The 14,743-nt window shown below is 43.7% G+C and carries 25 protein-coding genes and 1 pseudogene; 10 read left to right on the top strand and 16 right to left on the bottom strand.

Annotated features, from left to right (window positions below):
- The 10 genes and pseudogenes from CC97_RS18305 to CC97_RS21665 all read left to right on the top strand — a co-directional run.
- The coding region (locus CC97_RS18305; protein WP_044977228.1) for a DJ-1/PfpI family protein at positions 1-318 on the top strand (318 nt) is incomplete at its 5' end.
- Between the two features lie 98 nt (positions 319-416).
- Positions 417-671 carry a hypothetical protein gene (locus tag CC97_RS19345; RefSeq protein WP_049963061.1) on the top strand — a complete coding sequence of 85 codons (255 nt, stop codon included), beginning with the start codon at positions 417-419 and terminating at the stop codon, positions 669-671.
- Positions 646-852, top strand: coding sequence for a 5-formyltetrahydrofolate cyclo-ligase (locus CC97_RS19340; RefSeq protein WP_049963060.1), 207 nt, complete (start codon positions 646-648; stop codon positions 850-852). Before CC97_RS19345 ends, CC97_RS19340 begins: the two co-directional genes overlap by 26 nt.
- A 134-nt stretch (positions 853-986) precedes the next feature.
- Entirely contained in the window at positions 987-1,616 is a 630-nt protein-coding gene (locus tag CC97_RS19335) for an endolytic transglycosylase MltG (RefSeq protein WP_049963059.1), read from the top strand.
- Positions 1,617-1,620: 4 nt separating this feature from the next.
- Entirely contained in the window at positions 1,621-1,890 is a 270-nt protein-coding gene (locus CC97_RS18295) for an endolytic transglycosylase MltG (protein ID WP_044977227.1), read from the top strand.
- A 107-nt stretch (positions 1,891-1,997) separates the two neighbouring features.
- Positions 1,998-2,216: an endolytic transglycosylase MltG gene (locus CC97_RS19865; RefSeq protein WP_081850239.1), complete on the top strand. Its 219-nt coding sequence runs from the start codon at positions 1,998-2,000 to the stop codon at positions 2,214-2,216.
- A gap of 99 nt (positions 2,217-2,315) precedes the next feature.
- Positions 2,316-2,444 carry a hypothetical protein gene (locus CC97_RS21450; RefSeq protein WP_278245364.1) on the top strand — a complete coding sequence of 43 codons (129 nt, stop codon included), beginning with the start codon at positions 2,316-2,318 and terminating at the stop codon, positions 2,442-2,444.
- Positions 2,419-2,643, top strand: a complete 225-nt coding sequence (locus CC97_RS21220; RefSeq protein ID WP_242848235.1) for a hypothetical protein — start codon at positions 2,419-2,421, stop codon at positions 2,641-2,643. The genes CC97_RS21450 and CC97_RS21220 overlap by 26 nt, the downstream gene beginning before the upstream one ends.
- 1 nt (position 2,644) lies before the next feature.
- Positions 2,645-3,199: a U32 family peptidase gene (locus tag CC97_RS21215; RefSeq protein WP_242848234.1), complete on the top strand. Its 555-nt coding sequence runs from the start codon at positions 2,645-2,647 to the stop codon at positions 3,197-3,199.
- 146 nt (positions 3,200-3,345) lie between these two features.
- Positions 3,346-3,424, top strand: a pseudogene (locus CC97_RS21665) (hypothetical protein); the annotation flags it as partial.
- Positions 3,425-3,644: 220 nt separating this feature from the next.
- On the opposite strand, the gene CC97_RS18285 reads toward CC97_RS21665, so the two are convergent.
- From CC97_RS18285 to CC97_RS21650, 16 genes are all read right to left on the bottom strand, one after another.
- Entirely contained in the window at positions 3,645-3,881 is a 237-nt protein-coding gene (locus tag CC97_RS18285; RefSeq protein ID WP_044977226.1) for a hypothetical protein, read from the bottom strand.
- Between the two features lie 953 nt (positions 3,882-4,834).
- The gene (locus CC97_RS20415) at positions 4,835-4,987 is read right to left on the bottom strand and encodes a hypothetical protein (RefSeq protein ID WP_156036989.1); all 153 of its coding nucleotides are present in this window, start codon (positions 4,985-4,987) and stop codon (positions 4,835-4,837) included.
- Positions 4,988-5,915: 928 nt separating this feature from the next.
- On the bottom strand, positions 5,916-6,098 hold the full coding sequence (locus CC97_RS21210; protein WP_242848233.1) for a U32 family peptidase C-terminal domain-containing protein: 183 nt from the start codon (positions 6,096-6,098) through the stop codon (positions 5,916-5,918).
- A 382-nt stretch (positions 6,099-6,480) separates the two neighbouring features.
- Positions 6,481-6,642 carry a U32 family peptidase gene (locus tag CC97_RS21205; protein ID WP_242848232.1) on the bottom strand — a complete coding sequence of 54 codons (162 nt, stop codon included), beginning with the start codon at positions 6,640-6,642 and terminating at the stop codon, positions 6,481-6,483.
- A 1-nt stretch (position 6,643) separates the two neighbouring features.
- A complete protein-coding gene (locus tag CC97_RS21200; protein WP_242848231.1) occupies positions 6,644-6,856 on the bottom strand; it encodes a U32 family peptidase in 213 nt (70 codons plus the stop codon).
- 54 nt (positions 6,857-6,910) lie between these two features.
- Positions 6,911-7,072 (bottom strand): hypothetical protein, encoded by a 162-nt coding sequence (locus CC97_RS21195; RefSeq protein WP_242848230.1) that lies wholly within the window; start codon positions 7,070-7,072, stop codon positions 6,911-6,913.
- A 232-nt stretch (positions 7,073-7,304) separates the two neighbouring features.
- Positions 7,305-7,574 (bottom strand): endolytic transglycosylase MltG, encoded by a 270-nt coding sequence (locus tag CC97_RS19325; RefSeq protein ID WP_049963057.1) that lies wholly within the window; start codon positions 7,572-7,574, stop codon positions 7,305-7,307.
- A gap of 7 nt (positions 7,575-7,581) precedes the next feature.
- The gene (locus CC97_RS20410) at positions 7,582-7,749 is read right to left on the bottom strand and encodes a hypothetical protein (RefSeq protein WP_156036988.1); all 168 of its coding nucleotides are present in this window, start codon (positions 7,747-7,749) and stop codon (positions 7,582-7,584) included.
- A 163-nt stretch (positions 7,750-7,912) separates the two neighbouring features.
- Positions 7,913-8,140: a hypothetical protein gene (locus tag CC97_RS19320; RefSeq protein ID WP_049963056.1), complete on the bottom strand. Its 228-nt coding sequence runs from the start codon at positions 8,138-8,140 to the stop codon at positions 7,913-7,915.
- Positions 8,141-8,465: 325 nt separating this feature from the next.
- On the bottom strand, positions 8,466-8,657 hold the full coding sequence (locus tag CC97_RS18265; RefSeq protein WP_044977225.1) for a 5-formyltetrahydrofolate cyclo-ligase: 192 nt from the start codon (positions 8,655-8,657) through the stop codon (positions 8,466-8,468).
- A gap of 353 nt (positions 8,658-9,010) precedes the next feature.
- Complete coding sequence (locus CC97_RS20405; protein WP_156036987.1) at positions 9,011-9,187, bottom strand: hypothetical protein; 177 nt, start codon at positions 9,185-9,187, stop codon at positions 9,011-9,013.
- An 18-nt stretch (positions 9,188-9,205) separates the two neighbouring features.
- On the bottom strand, positions 9,206-9,343 hold the full coding sequence (locus tag CC97_RS20400) for a DJ-1/PfpI family protein (protein WP_156036986.1): 138 nt from the start codon (positions 9,341-9,343) through the stop codon (positions 9,206-9,208).
- A 920-nt stretch (positions 9,344-10,263) separates the two neighbouring features.
- Positions 10,264-10,410, bottom strand: a complete 147-nt coding sequence (locus tag CC97_RS21660; protein WP_347493900.1) for an FAD-dependent thymidylate synthase — start codon at positions 10,408-10,410, stop codon at positions 10,264-10,266.
- Positions 10,411-12,677: 2,267 nt separating this feature from the next.
- Entirely contained in the window at positions 12,678-13,034 is a 357-nt protein-coding gene (locus CC97_RS19855; protein WP_081850236.1) for a SufD family Fe-S cluster assembly protein, read from the bottom strand.
- A gap of 493 nt (positions 13,035-13,527) precedes the next feature.
- Positions 13,528-13,758: a hypothetical protein gene (locus CC97_RS21655; RefSeq protein WP_197021905.1), complete on the bottom strand. Its 231-nt coding sequence runs from the start codon at positions 13,756-13,758 to the stop codon at positions 13,528-13,530.
- Between the two features lie 466 nt (positions 13,759-14,224).
- Complete coding sequence (locus tag CC97_RS21650) at positions 14,225-14,368, bottom strand: hypothetical protein (RefSeq protein ID WP_197021904.1); 144 nt, start codon at positions 14,366-14,368, stop codon at positions 14,225-14,227.
- Between the last annotated feature and the right edge of the window lie 375 nt (positions 14,369-14,743).

Genomic DNA, 14,743 nt, shown 5'->3' with positions numbered 1-14,743 from the left:
GAGGCTTCTGACACAGTTCAGAAGGCGATTGACTTCTGCGTTACCAACAATAAATATGTGGCTGCTATATGTGCAGCTCCGTCCATTCTCGGACACAGAGGACTTCTCAGGGGACACAAGGCACTCTGCTATGCCGGTTTTGAAAGCCAGCTAGAAGGTGCTGAAATCGCCTACGGAACAGTATGTCTTTCAGGCAGCTTCCTCACATCAAGAGGTCCGGGAACAGCTGTCGACTTTTCACTCAAGATCGTTGAGATCTTAAAGTCAAGGGAGATAAGTGAAGCACTGGCTTCATCACTTCTTTACACAAGCCGATGATGACAGATAAAACTGCTTTTCAGAAAACAGGCGCTTAAAATGCGTTCCGAAACTTTTTCCTTCTGCAAGAAAAAAGAAAGAGGCAGATCTTAAGATCCTTGAAAAACCTCGTAAACGCAGATCTTATCAGGAAAGCAGAAAATCGTCCTTACCTATGTGTTTCATACAGAGATGAAGCAGATACTTTAAAACTTATAGAATATCTTTTGTCAGAAGGCATCAGTACTGCCGTTCCCCGCTGCAGAAAGCAGGGAGAGATGGACTTTTTCATGATAAAAAGTTTTGAGGATTTTAAACCTTCTTTCATGGGAATACCGGAGCCGGAATATGACGAGACCCCGACTGGTTCGTAATTTTACCGGTGCTCTCTGTATCGTTCCGGGAACAGCCTTTGATCTTAAGGGAAACCGTACAGGTTACGGCGGAGGATATTACGACAGGTTTTTAAGCCGTGAAAAAGGACGTAACACCGGCAGGGAATCTGCTACAGCCCGCTTGTCTTTGATGAGGTACCTTCAGAACCTCACGATGTAAGCGTTGACTATATAATAAACAGAGAAAGGAATAATAGATATCAATGGGATAATCAGAAAGATGAAAACGGTCAGGAAAGAAATAAAAGACCTGCTTCGTCCGGAAACAAGCCAAAAGGCACGTTTTCAGGATTTATGAAAGGCATTTCTTGCACCTGCACCCGCCTCCGAAGAAAGAAAAGACCTTCAAAGGTGATCCGATATATCAGACCTAAGAAAGGAAACCGTATAGCAATAAGCCTTGTGTTTATTTTCGCTATACTCAGTGTATCAGTACTCTCATCTATAGGAATAATATTCTTAGCCAGAGAATTTCTCGGTATAGACAAGAGTGCGGCTACCTACATTGTAAATATTCCGGAAAACGCAACGACTGATGACGTTATCAGAATAATGACTGTTGATCAGGAGAAGAACAGGAAGGAACCTATTATCAAGGTCGATAAAATGTTCAGGATCCTCGCTGACCTTCAGGAGAGACGAAACGAAGAACCTATAGAGTATGTTTCCGGCAACCACAATCTGCGTCCTAATATGGGTTATCAGGATATTCTCGAGGAACTGCAGAGTACATATTATATCGAAAAGGAAACTGTAACAATAACCATCAGGGAAGGCATGCGCCTGAGAGCGGTTGCCAAGCTGCTCGAAGATGAAGGTGTCTGTGCTGCGGACAAGTTTATATACTACTTCAACGCAGGACTTGAAGACTACGACTTTATAAATAATATTTCCGCAGCCTACAGCCAACGATCTGCGTTTTGACCGAATGGAAGGATATCTCTTCCCTGATACCTACGAATTCTACAAGGCCCCGGACGGCGATGTCAAGGTGCTTGAGGAACAGGATTATGAGATCATTCTCAGAACTATCTATGAGAACTTTGAAGCCAAGTATGATGACGAGATGAAGAAAAGAGCGGCTGAAGTCGGTATGACAATGGACAAGGTCGTTACACTTGCATCAATCGTACAGCTTGAAGCTGCAAATACAGCTGACATGAAAAATGTTGCCTCAGTATTTATGAAACCGTCTTAATGACTATGAACGGTTCCCGGCTCTTGAATCAAACCCTACAACCGAATACAGCATTTATCTCAAGAGTCTTGATGATTATTCCGTTACTTCAAAAATGCTGAAAGCATATGATACATACCAGACAAACGGACTCCCGCCGGGACCGATATGCAGGCCCTGGTCTTGATGCTATGAAGGCTGTACTCTGGCCTAACAATACAAATTACTATTACTTCTGTGCTAACGTTGAAACAAAGGAAGTATACTATGCTGAAACTAACGAACAGCATGAAGAAAACCTTATCAAGGCCGGAATTGATATTAACGACCTTGATTATGATGACTGACCGATCAGATAATAAGTAAAGAAAAAGCACCGGATATGATTCATGTCCGGTGTTTTTGGAAAACGCAGTGTTTTCCACAGAATAACGGAGGTTTTGAATTTGGAATTAGAGGTACTTGCGCCGGCAGGGGACCGCGAAAGACTTTTATCAGCACTTAACTACGGCGCCGATGCCGTTTATCTCGGAAGAAAAACAGTTCGGTATGAGAGCTTCATCCGGCAATTTTGATTTTGAAGGACTTAAGGAAGCAGTAAAGCTTTCCCACGACAAGGGCGTGAAGGTGTTCCTTACCTGCAACACTCTTCCGAGAAATAATGAGATACCGCTTTTTGAACAGTTTGTACGTGAAGCTGTTGAAGCCGGGGTGGATGCACTTATCGCTGCCGATCTCGGAATAATCTCGCTCATTAAAGAAATATGCACCTGACATGGTGATACACGCTTCCACACAGACAGGTATCGTAAACTATGTTACAGCAAACGAACTTTATAACATGGGATGCAAACGAGTAGTTCTTGCCCGTGAGCTGTCACTTGATGAAATAGCTGAGATACGTGCCAGGACTCCTAAGGATCTTGAAATCGAGTGCTTCGTTCACGGTGCTATGTGCGTTTCATTCTCGGGGACGCTGTCTGCTTTCAAGTTACCTTGTAAAACCGTGATGCCAACAGGGGAGAATGTGCACAGCCGTGCCGCTGGGGATATCATCTTCAGGAGGAAAAAAGGCCTAATGAGTTCTATCCTGTTTTTCGAGGACGAGCAGGGAACATACATTCTCAATGCCAAGGACATGTCGATGATAGAACCACATGGGACAAGCTTCGTGAAGCAGGTATATACAGTCTCAAGATCGAGGGAAGGGCAAAGTCAGCCTACTACGTTTCAGTGGTTACAAACGCCTACAGAATGGCTGTGGACTGCTGCGCCTGGAAGGGTGAGGCCTGCTACCGCAGTGGGGTTTATGACGAGGTATTCAAGGTAAGCCACAGAAAGTACTGTACGGATTTTTTCTTCGGACATCCGCAAGGACAGTTCAGTACTATGAGACGGGCGGTTACATAAGGGAATATGACGTTGTGGCTGTGTTGTTGATGAATGCCGTGACGGAAGGCTCTATGCCACACAGCGAAACAAGTTCCTTGCAGGAGATACGCTTGAAGTATTCTCGCCGGAAAAGGAACCGCCAGATCATCAAAAGCTGATGTGATCTTACAACGAAAAAAGATGGAGTCAGTTTGAGAGTGCGAAACCACGCAATGATGAAGTTTTTCGATACCGTGCGAAAAGGAATTCCCGAAGGATGCAATAATCCGAATGCAGGAAACAGTAATAATATCAGGACGAAAAAAATCAGGTCACATGATTGATCATGTGCCTGATTCTTTTTTTGAATTTTTTTTTAGAATATATTTTAACTGAGATAAATTTCAAAACGTTACTGTTGTACCGCAGCCAAGTTCAGTTTCTATTTTCGAAACTGTCGGTATTTTTTCTGATCTTTGAAAATCCCTGTCCGTTTGCCAAGGCCCCGGGCTCTGATCTCGGGAATCAGGAGAGACGGTAGTATAACCGTCGTTCATAGCCATTTCAGGATCGGGCAATACCCGGTCCGTTGGTCCGCTGCTTTCCACCCTGAGTACATCCGGTGTGATCTCAACATCCAATTAAGCGCCGCCGTTAGCATGTATTATCATGTTGAGTTCTGTTTCGTATACAGCAAGTGTGGCTTTACGGATAATTTCATTTATTGATGTTCATTTCAGAGAGTTTTGTTTTTATGTCTTCTGAAACAGGCTCCGGCATTTAGGAAAATCATTAGGTGTTACAATATATGATAGTTTTTGGTTTCAGGATTCATTCTTTTTTCGATAACCCTCCCTGCTTTTTCTTCTATATATATTTATACCATAATACAAAGAGAAAAGTAAAGCGCCTTTTTGTGTATTTTGTTCAATAATGTTTGTGATAATATTATTGTTTTTTAGTCTGATTTTCTGATATAATTATAGTATACGTGAAAATGAATGTTAAGGAAACACTGATTAAACCGGAAATCCGGCTTCAAACGTATTTCCAAAGGTGGTATTTTCCGGGACTTTGCCCCGGAGCCTCACGCTGATTTATGAATTAAATCAGCGTTTCCTTAAGGGGAGGATTATGATATGACAGCACTTATCACCGGAGCGAGTACAGGGATCGGGCCGCGATATGGCGATCTATCTCAGCACTCTTGGATATGATCTTATTTCTTTGTGGCAAGAAGCAGAGACAAAGCTGCTTAAACTGAAAAAAGCTTCTTCCTGTAAGGGTAAAGGTAATCGCAGCAGATCTTTCTGATCCGGAAAATGCAAAAAAGAGTATTATTATGTATGCCGGAGTTTCAGAGTCCGATCTTCTGGTAAACAACGCAGGAATTTGGTGAAGTAGGTCCTTTTGAGAAAAACTTCACTTGAAAAAGAGCTGAACCTTATTAATCTTAATGTTACAGCACTTCATATACTTTCAAAGCTTTTTTTTACCGGAGATCTTGGCATCTTGAAAACTCCGGTCTTATTACATAATATACTCTTTTTGCATTTTCGGATCAGAAAGATCTGCTTGCGATTACCTTTTACCCTTACAGGGGAAGAAGTTTTTTCAGTTTAAGCAGCTTGTCTCTGCTTTCTTGCCACAAGAATAAGATCATTATCCAAGAGCTGGGCTGAAGATAGATTCGCGCCATATCCGCAGCGCCGATCCCTGTACTCGCTCCGGTGATAAGTGCTGTCATATCATAATCCTCCCCTTAAGGAAACGCTGATTTATCATAAATCAGCGTGAGGCTCCGGGGCAAAGTCCCGGGAAATACCCACCTTTGGAAATACGTTGAAGCCGGATTTCCGTTTAATCAGTGTTTCCTTAACATTCATTTTCACGTATACTATAATTTATATCAGAAAATCAGGACTAAAAAACAATAATATTATCACAAACATTATTTGAACAAAATACACAAAAAAGCGCTTTACTTTTCTCTTGTATTATGGTATAATATATATTAGAAAGAAAAAGCAGGGAGGTTATCGAAAAAAGAATGAATCCTGAAACCAAACTATCATTATATTGTAACACCTAATTGATTTTCTAAATGCCGGAGCTGTTTTCAGAAGACATAAAAACAAAACTCTCTGAAATGAACATCAATAATGAAATTATCCGTAAAAAGCCACCACTTGCTGTATACGAAACAGAACTCAACATGATAATACATGCTAACGGCGGCCTTATTGATGTTGAGAATCACCACCGGATGTTACTCAGGGTGGAAGCAGCGGACCAACGGACCGGGTATTGCCGATCCTGAAAATGGCTATGAACGACGGTTATTACTACCGCTCTTCCTGATTCCGAGATCAGAGCCCGGGGCCTTGGCAACGGACAGGGATTTTTCAAAGATCAGAAAAAATACCGACAGTTTCGAAATAGAAACTGAACTTGGCTGCGGTACAACAGTACGTTTTGAAATTTATCTCAGTTAAAATATATTCTAAAAAAATTTCAAAAAAAGAATCAGGCACATGATCAATCATGTGACCTGATTTTTTTCGTCCTGATATTATTACTGTTTTCTGCATTCGGATTATTGCATCCTTCGGGAATTCCTTTTCGCACGGTATCGAAAAACTTCATCATTGCGTGGTTCGCCACTCTCAACTGACTCATCTTTTTTCGTTGTAGATCACATCAGCTTTGATGATCTGCGGTTCCTTTCCCGGCGAGAATACTTCAAGCGTATCTCCTGCAAGGAACTTGTTTCGCTGTGTGGCATAGAGCCTTCCGTCACGGCATTCATCAACAACAGCCACAACGTCATATTCCCTTATGTAACCCGCCCGTCTCATAGTAACTGACTGTCCTTCGGATGTCCGAAGAAAAATTCCGGTACAGTACTTTCTGTGGCTTACCTTGAATACCTCGTCATAAACCCACTGCGGTACAGGCTCACCCTTCAGGCAGCAGTCCCACAGCCATTTCTGTAGGCGTTTGTAACCACTGAAACGTAGTAGGCTGGACTTTGCCCTTCCCTCCGATCTTGAGGACTGTATATACCTGCTTCACGAAGCTTGTCGATGTGTTCTATCATCGACATGTCCTTGGCATTGAGAATGTATGTTCCCTGCTCGTCCTCGAAAACAGGATAGAACTCATTAGGCCTTTTTTCCTCCTGAAGATGATATCCCCAGCGGCACGGCTGTGCACATTCTCCCCTGTTGGCATCACGGTTTACAAGGTAACTTGAAAAGCAGACAGCGTCCCGAGAATGAAACGCACATTAGCACCGTGAACGAAGCACTCGATTTCAAGATCCTTAGGAGTCCTGGCACGTATCTCAGCTATTTCATCAAGTGACAGCTCACGGGCAAGAACTACTCGTTTGCATCCCATGTTATAAAGTTCGTTTGCTGTAACATAGTTTACGATACCTGTCTGTGTGGAAGCGGTGTATCACCATGTCAGGTGCATATTTCTTAATGAGCGAGATTATTCCGAGATCGGCAGCGATAAGTGCATCCACCCCGGCTTCAACAGCTTCACGTACAAACTGTTCAAAAAGCGGTATCTCATTATTTCTCGGAAGAGTGTTGCAGGTAAGGAACACCTTCCACGCCCTTGTCGTGGGAAAGCCTTTACTGCTTCCTTAAGTCCTTCAAAATCAAAATTGGCCGGATGAAGCTCTCATACCGAACTGTTTTCTTCCGAGATAAACGGCATCGGCGCCGTAGTTAAGTGCTGATAAAAGTCTTTCGGCGGTCCCCTGGCCGGCGCAAGTACCTCTAATTCCAAATTCAAAACCTCCGTTATTCTGTGGAAACACTGCGTTTTTCTCCAAAAACACCGGACATGAATCATATCCGGTGCTTTTTCTTTACTTATTATCTGATCGGTCAGTCATCATAATCAAGGTCGTTAATATCAATTCCGGCCTTGATAAGGTTTTTCTTCATGCTGTTCGTTAGTTTTCAGCATAGTATACTTCCTTTGTTTCAACGTTAGCACAGAAGTAATAGTAATTTGTATTGTTAGGCCAGAGTACAGCCTTCATAGCATCAAGACCAGGGCTGCATATCGGTTCCCGGCGGGAGTCCGTTTGTCTGGTATGTATCATATGCTTTCAGCATTTTTGAAGTAACGGAATAATCATCAAGACTCTTGAGATAAATGCTGTATTCGGTTGTAGGGTTTGATTCAAGAGCCGGGAACCGTTCATAGTCATTAAGACGGTTCATAAATACTGAGGCAACATTTTTCATGTCAGCTGTATTTGCAGCTTCAAGCTGTACGATTGATGCAAGTGTAACGACCTTGTCCATTGTCATACCGACTTCAGCCCGCTCTTTTCTTCATCTCGTCATCATACTTGGCTTCAAAGTTCTCATAGATAGTTCTGAGAATGATCTCATAATCCTGTTCCTCAAGCACCTTGACATCGCCGTCCGGGGCCTTGTAGAATTCGTAGGTATCAGGGAAGAGATATCCTTCCATTCCGGTCAAAACGCAGATCGTTGGCTGTAGGCTGCGGAATATTATTTATAAAGTTCGTAGTCTTCAAGTCCTGCGTTGAAGTAGTATATAAACTTGTCCGCAGCACAGACACCTTCATCTTCGAGCAGCTTGGCAACCGCTCTCAGGCGCATGCCTTCCCTGATGGTTATTGTTACAGTTTTCCTTTTTCGATATAATATGTACTCTGCAGTTCCTCGAGAATATCCTGATAACCCCATATTAGGACGCAGATTGTGGGTTGCCGGAAACATACTCTATAGGTTCTTCGTTTCGTCTCTCCTGAAAGGTCAGCGAGGATCCTGAACATTTTATCGACCTTGATAATAGGTTCCTTCCTGTTCTTCTCCTGATCAACAGTCATTATTCTGATAACGTCCATCAGTCGTTGCGTTTTTCCGGAATATTTTACAATGTAGGTAGCCGCCACTCTTGTCTATACCGGAGAAATTCTCTGGCTAAGAATATTATTCCTATAGATGAGAGTACTGATACACTGAGTATAGCGAAATAAACACAAGGCTTATTGCTATACGGTTTCCTTTCTTAGGTCTGATATATCGGATCACCTTTGAAGGTCTTTTCTTCTTCGGAGGCGGTGCAGGTGCAAGAAATGCCTTCATAAATCCTGAAAACGTGCCTTTTGGCTTGTTTCCGGGACGAAGCAGGTCTTTTATTTCTTTCCTGGACCGTTTTCATCTTTCTGATTATCCATTGATATCTATTATTCCTTTCTCTGTTATTATATAGTCAACGCTTACATCGTGAGGTTCTGAAGGTACCTCATCAAAGACAAGCGGGCTGTAGCAGATTCCTGCCGGTGTTACGTCCTTTTCACGGCTTAAAAACCTGTCGTAATATCCTCCGCCGTAACCTGTACCGGTTTCCCTTAAGATCAAAGGCTTGTTCCCGGAACGATACAGAGAGCACCGGTAAAATTACGAACCAGTCGGGTCTCGTCATATTCCGGCTCCGGTATTCCCATGAAAGAAGGTTTTAAATCCTCAAAACTTTTTTATCATGAAAAAGTCCATCTCTCCCTGCTTTCTGCAGCGGGGAACGGGCAGTACTGATGCCTTCTGACAAAAGATATTCTATAAGTTTTAAAGTATCTGCTTCATCTCTGTATGAAACATAGGTAAGGGACGATTTCTGCTTTCCTGATAAGATCTGCGTTTACGAGGTTTTTCAAGGATCTTAAGATCTGCCTCTTTCTTTTTTTCTGCAGAAGGAAAAAAGTTCGGAACGCATTTTAAGCGCCTGTTTTTCTGAAAAGCAGTTTATCTGTCATCATCGGCTTGTGTAAAGAAAGTGATGAAGCCAGTGCTTCACTTATCTCCCTTGACTTTAAGATCTCAACGATCTTGAGTTGAAAAGTCGACAGCTGTTCCCCGGACCTCTTGATGTGAGGAAGCTGCCTGAAAGACATACTGTTCCGTAGGCGATTTCAGCACCTTCTAGCTGGCTTTTCAAAACCGGCATAGCAGAGTGCCTTGTGTCCCCTGAGAAGTCCTCTGTGTCCGAGAATGGACGGAGCTGCACATATAGCAGCCACATATTTATTGTTGGTAACGCAGAAGTCCAATCGCCTTCTGAAACTGTGTCAGAAGCCTCAAGATTCTTTGTTCCCGGCATTCCGCCCGGAAGCACGAATCATTTCTGTTTCAGCGTCCGGAGCGAAGTCCTGTGTCCTTAACGTCGGCCTGAACAAGTATACCGTGTGAACCCGCGGAATAGCTTCCCTTCCGATACCGACTGTTTTTAAACATCAATTCCGGCTTCTTCTGCAAAGAATCAACTTACTGTAAGGGCTTTCGATCTCTTTCAAAAGCCGTCAGCGAGAAAAAACGTAAAACCATATTAAACCTTCTTTTCCAGGGAAACGCTGATCAAAACCGTAAATCCGGCTTCCGCCGGATTTACGGAGGTGGGATTTGCGGGGCTTCGCCCCCGAACCCTCACGCTGATTTAATGAGAAATCAGCGTTTCCCCTAAGCTTTGTTATCTGAGTGCAGTCTGCTGTAAAAATCTTTTACTTCAGCGTATTTTCCGCAGGTCATCTTCCCTTCAGGACATTTGCCCTCGGAATAGCATGAAGGACCGGCTTTTTCCTAAACACATTCGGCGCGGCTTCGCAGCAGAGTTTCAGCATTTCATCTGGCAAACCATCCCTTTATTTCCCCACTGTGCTCTGGCAGCAGCAGCGGTGCCTGAAGAAATTCAAAAGACTTCTGACGTTTCATCGTAACCACATCTTGGTCTCGCACGCATTCGGAAGTACAAAAACGCGCATCTTCATTAGCTTTTTTTCTTGCTTCTGGATGCGGCTTTCCTTTTCGTCAAAGCCCTGTTCCATAAAAGTCTTTTTATGATTTTCAGTGAGAATATCAGCGATCCCTGTTATAACTCTCAGTAAGTGCTTCCATCTGCCCTGTCAAACTCAGCTTTTGCTTCAGGAACAGCCGCAAATTTCCGGCGGTGTTATGAAGTCAAATCCGTCTTCATTTACATAGGCGCTGGCTTTTCTGTGAATATGACGCTATTCTGTGTCTTACAAGCCTGATGCGAACACGCCCTTGATATACCCTCAATGCCGAAAGTAAAGCTGACATGCTCTAGAAACGCTCTCGTGTCCCGATGCCTTATGAGCATTGATACAAAAGCTTTCCACCTTTTCATCGGTAAGTTCCTTCCTTCAGCGACATGATAGTCCGCTCGGGGAATAGCAAAGCTTTGCAGCAGTAGCAATAATTCTTTCCGGATCAGGAGTATGGGCTATAAGGTTTACTTTCAAAACCTATACATCTCCCAAAACAATATTCCTTAATAATTTTATCATTTTATACTATAAAAGTCAATAGAGCATACGCGGAGAAAAAGCGGCTGCATCAAAAAAAACGCAGCCGCTTTCCTGAGGAAACGCTGATTTATGAATAAATCAGGCGTGAGGGTCCGGGGCGAAGTCCCGCAAATCTCACCTCCGGAAATCCGGCGAAGGCCGGATTTCCGTTTTAATCAGTGTGTCGCTTAAACAACAACTTATTTTACTATTTTCTTTGAAACCGGCAACCACCACGTCTCCGGCCTTTATCAGCAGACCGTCGGACGCCATAAGCGTCAGATCATCACGGATAACAACGTAGATATGAAGATCAAAAAATCTTCTTTTGCCTGTCCGACAGTAATGGCCTTCAAGTTTCCGTTCGTTCTGTCAGCTATAATTTTCGCCGATCTCTTTGATATCTTTTGAAATTTAATGTCCGAATACTGCTTTTTTCGTATACTGGTTCAACAAATCCGGCCACTGATGATACCGGTAGGGATAAGCTACTGCCCCGACTCCGAGAAATGCACTGAAAAATTGCGATTATCCTTCCCGCTGTCGTCACAGGATAAATGTCACCGTAGCCCTACGGTAAGAAGTGGTGGAAAACGCTCCACCATATACCGGAAAATGCGTTTCTGTAGACATCCGGCTGAGCTTCGTGCTCAGCATTGTATATGCCGAGTGATGAAGCAAGCATGAGAGAATGAAACAATTAAATAAAAAGTGAAGAAAGGATCTGATTCCTTCTTTTTTTTTTTTTTTCAAATAAAACCGGTAAGTTTATTAATACTTGAAAATGAGTCATACTGCGAATTTTTACCCCTGAACAGTCTGAATATTCTTTACGACTCTGAGCATTCGGAACACGATGAATCCCGAAAGGAAGAAAAACGGAAGGATCGTCAGAAAAATCGATGATGCCGTCGAATGATAAAAGGAACCTCAAGAACTGATTTTCCTTTGTTCTTTTCAGGATACAGCTGGTCAGCCGTCCACAGACGAAGGCCGTACTCCAGTATGAATACACCAACTGTAAGTGTTTCAATTATCCTGAACAGACCGTAAAAAGCGCTCAGCTCACTGAATGTATAAAGGAACGCAAACAGTTATGTTAAGGATTATGCACGTAACTATGAAATAGTCCAAAAAACAGGCCTGCTTTGGCAGATCCTCCTTGCTGCCTATCTGAATTAATCCGGAAAATGTGTTTTTTCATCTTTCCTCCTGTAACGAAATCAGCAGTGAACGCAAAACAGATTTTTACGTTCACTGCAGTAAGAGTATTTTAAGGAAACGCTGATTAAAACAGCCTTTCGCTATATTTCATTTATAGCAACTATAAAGATATCATTTCAACAGCGTTTCAGACGCTTTATCACGAACATGGCGCAGAAGCCGGTAAACAGGCCCTGCGATGATACCTGAAAACTATGAGAAAAGGGTAAGTAGAAAAACACCGCGGAAAGAACGCATTATCAGGCAGGCAGCAAGTATCTGGACCGGTGTTTGTGAAAATACCGCTCCGGCTGCACTGGCAAGATACATATTCTTTTCGGGAATTATCTTTCGCATAAAAAATCATTCCGGGCAAGGGCAGCAAGACCGCCTCCGGCCGCACTGTACATAAGTGCCGGAAAGATTACCGGCAAAACACTGATCCCAAGACAAGTCTGACTGCAAGTATCATGGCTTGCCTCGGATGGTTTAAAGCGGTACACCGCATATACGGTGATTATATTGGCAAGACCAAGCTTCATTCCCGTATGGGAGCCAGCGTCGGTATTCGTGATTCGACTATAAAAATAATAAAGTGCAAGAGCCGCAAGCATGGACATCTCCGCAAGTTTTCTGGTTTTTCAATATATCTGCTCCTTTTTGGTGACTTCAGGGAAATGACGGTTAGCAAAAAGCTTACCGCGGATGCCTTAAAAAAACGTCTGCATACGCAGACGTTTTTTATTGTAGAAACCACTGATTTATTCATAAATCAGCGTGGGGCACGGGGCGAAATCCCGCAATCTTCCACAACCGGAAATACGGCTTCGCCGTATTTCCGGGTTTAAATCAGTGTTTCCTTTGATAAATGAAAAAATCACTTAAGAAATCCGTCAATGATCTTTCTTTCAGCTTCCTCCTCAGTAAGTCCGAGTGTGCAGAGCTTTGTGATCTGCTCGCCTGCGATCTTGCCGATGGCAGCCTCGTGGATGAGTGACGCGTCGATGTTGCCGGCAAAAAGGCCCGGAACAGCATTTACACGGCCGTTTTCAGAAAGGATGGCATCACATTCGGAATGGCCTGTACCACTTACAGTTACCGTTGATCGTCGAAACAAATTCCTGATATGAACTGCCGCGTGCAACAGATCTTGAAACGAGGTCAACACTTGAGGCCGTCGCCCGTTCATATCCACCTTGAAGTCCGACTTTGCCTTTTCATCGCCTTCGGTCATGAGGCGCTTCCCTGATAACGAGGCTTTGCGTCCTTTCCGAGCCTGGCTGTTGTGAGACGGCTTTGTGGATGTAACCGCCGCCTATCTGGACTGTATCCATTTCCATGTATGAGTTTTCATCCATTTCAACGTCAGTTACAGGATCTATTCTCTTTGCACCCTTGCCGTTACCGGTACCGATGTGCTTTTCCTTGTAGATGACCTTTGCGTTTTTTGCCGATGAAGAAGCGGTGGATACCGTTGTGTCTTGCTTCCTCCTCGCCTTCGCTGTGAACGCCGCATCCTGGCTACGATGATAACGTCAGCACCGTCCTCAACGATGAAGTCATTGTAAACAAGATCGTTTACGCCCGGCTTTTGTAACGCATGCAGGGATATAAACCGTCTCATTCTGAGCCTTTGAACTGATTCTTTATAACGATACCCGGGTTGTCGCTCTTAGGCTCTATTTTGATGTTCTCTGATGACTGCCTTCCTGCGCACCCCTCCGTCTTCACGGATATTGTATGCACCCTTGTAGCTGCCGTCCCAGTCTGAAACCCACGCTTGAGAAGCTGTTTCTGTAATACTGTTCATTATAAAGCTCCTCCTTCATTTTGGTCCCTGAGCGAGCAGCGTTGTTGCTTGCCGTCTTGTCCATAAGTGAAGGGAATATTTCTTCCCTTGTACCCATCTTTGAGACCTTTCCGTCCGCTACTACCGCAATGTAGTCAGCAATGTTCATTAATTCTCTCCTGATGTGAGATGATAAGGAGCGAACGGTCACTGTCCTTCTTGATATTTTCAAAAGCCTTCGATAAGACTTGTAAAGCTCCAGAAGGTCGAATACCTGCTTCCGGTTCATCGAAAACGAGTATCTTTGCGTCTTTTCTCGCAAGAACTGTTGCTATTTCGATTCTCTTTGCTTTCGCCGCCTGAAAGGCTTGCGTCCGCTTCCCTGTCGATATAGTCACGGCCGCAAGAGTCCGACAGTTTGCAAGAAGATGGCACACTTTCCGCACTTGCTAAGTTCTTTTCCCGCTGAAAATGCGAAACGAAGATCACGAACTGTAAGCCCTTGAAAACGTACAGGCTGCTGGAAAAGCCATAGGCAAGGCCGTGTCTTGAACGGCTCCGTTATGCTCCAGTCTGTGATGTCTTTTCCGTCTGCTATGGATCTGACCGCCTTCCGGCTTGTAAAGACCTTGCTATCACCTTGGCAAGTGAAGGTCTTTCCGCCTCCGTTCGGTCCTGTAATTACTGTAAGTTTTCCGTCCCGGTACTGTAAGGTCAACACCGTTCAGAATGCTTTCACCGTTCTCAGTGGACCATCTTATATCTTTAAGCTGCAGCATTTAAAATAATACCACCCTTTCTTTTTATATTGTAATATATAGTCCCCACCCCCAACCCCCTCCCCAGGGAGGGGGCTGAGCTGCGCAAAATAAAATAACCAATTAAACCACATGGGGCTGGTAATCTTTAAGTATATCGAATCCCCATATGAACTGACTCCGCAAACAGCCAGTCAGCTATCTTTAAGTATACCCATACTGGCCAAGGATTGTCAAAATCAATACTATTCAAGAATACTCATGATATCGTCCGCAGACATATGCATGATGTCACCTTCGCCGTTTACTGCAATGTCGTAGAGCTCGGCTTTTTTCGTCTGAAGATCAATGATCTTTTCCTCGATCGTCCTGTCAGTTATGAGCTTGTAGATCTGG

Source organism: Ruminococcus sp. HUN007 (genome assembly GCF_000712055.1).
Taxonomy (GTDB): Bacteria; Bacillota; Clostridia; order Oscillospirales; family Ruminococcaceae; genus HUN007.
This window is presented reverse-complemented; position numbering and strand designations above follow the sequence as displayed.

Coding starts and splice junctions, on each gene's coding strand:
- CC97_RS19340 (WP_049963060.1), top strand. CDS start 646: ATGACGAGACCCCGACTGGTTCGTAATTTTACCGGTGCTCTCTGTATC.
- CC97_RS19335 (WP_049963059.1), top strand. CDS start 987: ATGAAAGGCATTTCTTGCACCTGCACCCGCCTCCGAAGAAAGAAAAGA.
- CC97_RS18295 (WP_044977227.1), top strand. CDS start 1,621: ATGGAAGGATATCTCTTCCCTGATACCTACGAATTCTACAAGGCCCCG.
- CC97_RS19865 (WP_081850239.1), top strand. CDS start 1,998: ATGATACATACCAGACAAACGGACTCCCGCCGGGACCGATATGCAGGC.
- CC97_RS21220 (WP_242848235.1), top strand. CDS start 2,419: ATGAGAGCTTCATCCGGCAATTTTGATTTTGAAGGACTTAAGGAAGCA.
- CC97_RS21215 (WP_242848234.1), top strand. CDS start 2,645: ATGGTGATACACGCTTCCACACAGACAGGTATCGTAAACTATGTTACA.
- CC97_RS20415 (WP_156036989.1), bottom strand. CDS start 4,987: ATGACAGCACTTATCACCGGAGCGAGTACAGGGATCGGCGCTGCGGAT.
- CC97_RS21210 (WP_242848233.1), bottom strand. CDS start 6,098: ATGAGACGGGCGGGTTACATAAGGGAATATGACGTTGTGGCTGTTGTT.
- CC97_RS21205 (WP_242848232.1), bottom strand. CDS start 6,642: ATGGGATGCAAACGAGTAGTTCTTGCCCGTGAGCTGTCACTTGATGAA.
- CC97_RS19325 (WP_049963057.1), bottom strand. CDS start 7,574: ATGACAATGGACAAGGTCGTTACACTTGCATCAATCGTACAGCTTGAA.
- CC97_RS19320 (WP_049963056.1), bottom strand. CDS start 8,140: ATGGACGTTATCAGAATAATGACTGTTGATCAGGAGAAGAACAGGAAG.
- CC97_RS20405 (WP_156036987.1), bottom strand. CDS start 9,187: ATGTCTTTCAGGCAGCTTCCTCACATCAAGAGGTCCGGGGAACAGCTG.
- CC97_RS21660 (WP_347493900.1), bottom strand. CDS start 10,410: ATGCTCATAAGGCATCGGGACACGAGAGCGTTTCTAGAGCATGTCAGC.
- CC97_RS19855 (WP_081850236.1), bottom strand. CDS start 13,034: ATGACCGAAGGCGATGAAAAGGCAAAGTCGGACTTCAAGGTGGATATG.
- CC97_RS21655 (WP_197021905.1), bottom strand. CDS start 13,758: ATGAACATTGCTGACTACATTGCGGTAGTAGCGGACGGAAAGGTCTCA.
- CC97_RS21650 (WP_197021904.1), bottom strand. CDS start 14,368: ATGCTGCAGCTTAAAGATATAAGATGGTCCACTGAGAACGGTGAAAGC.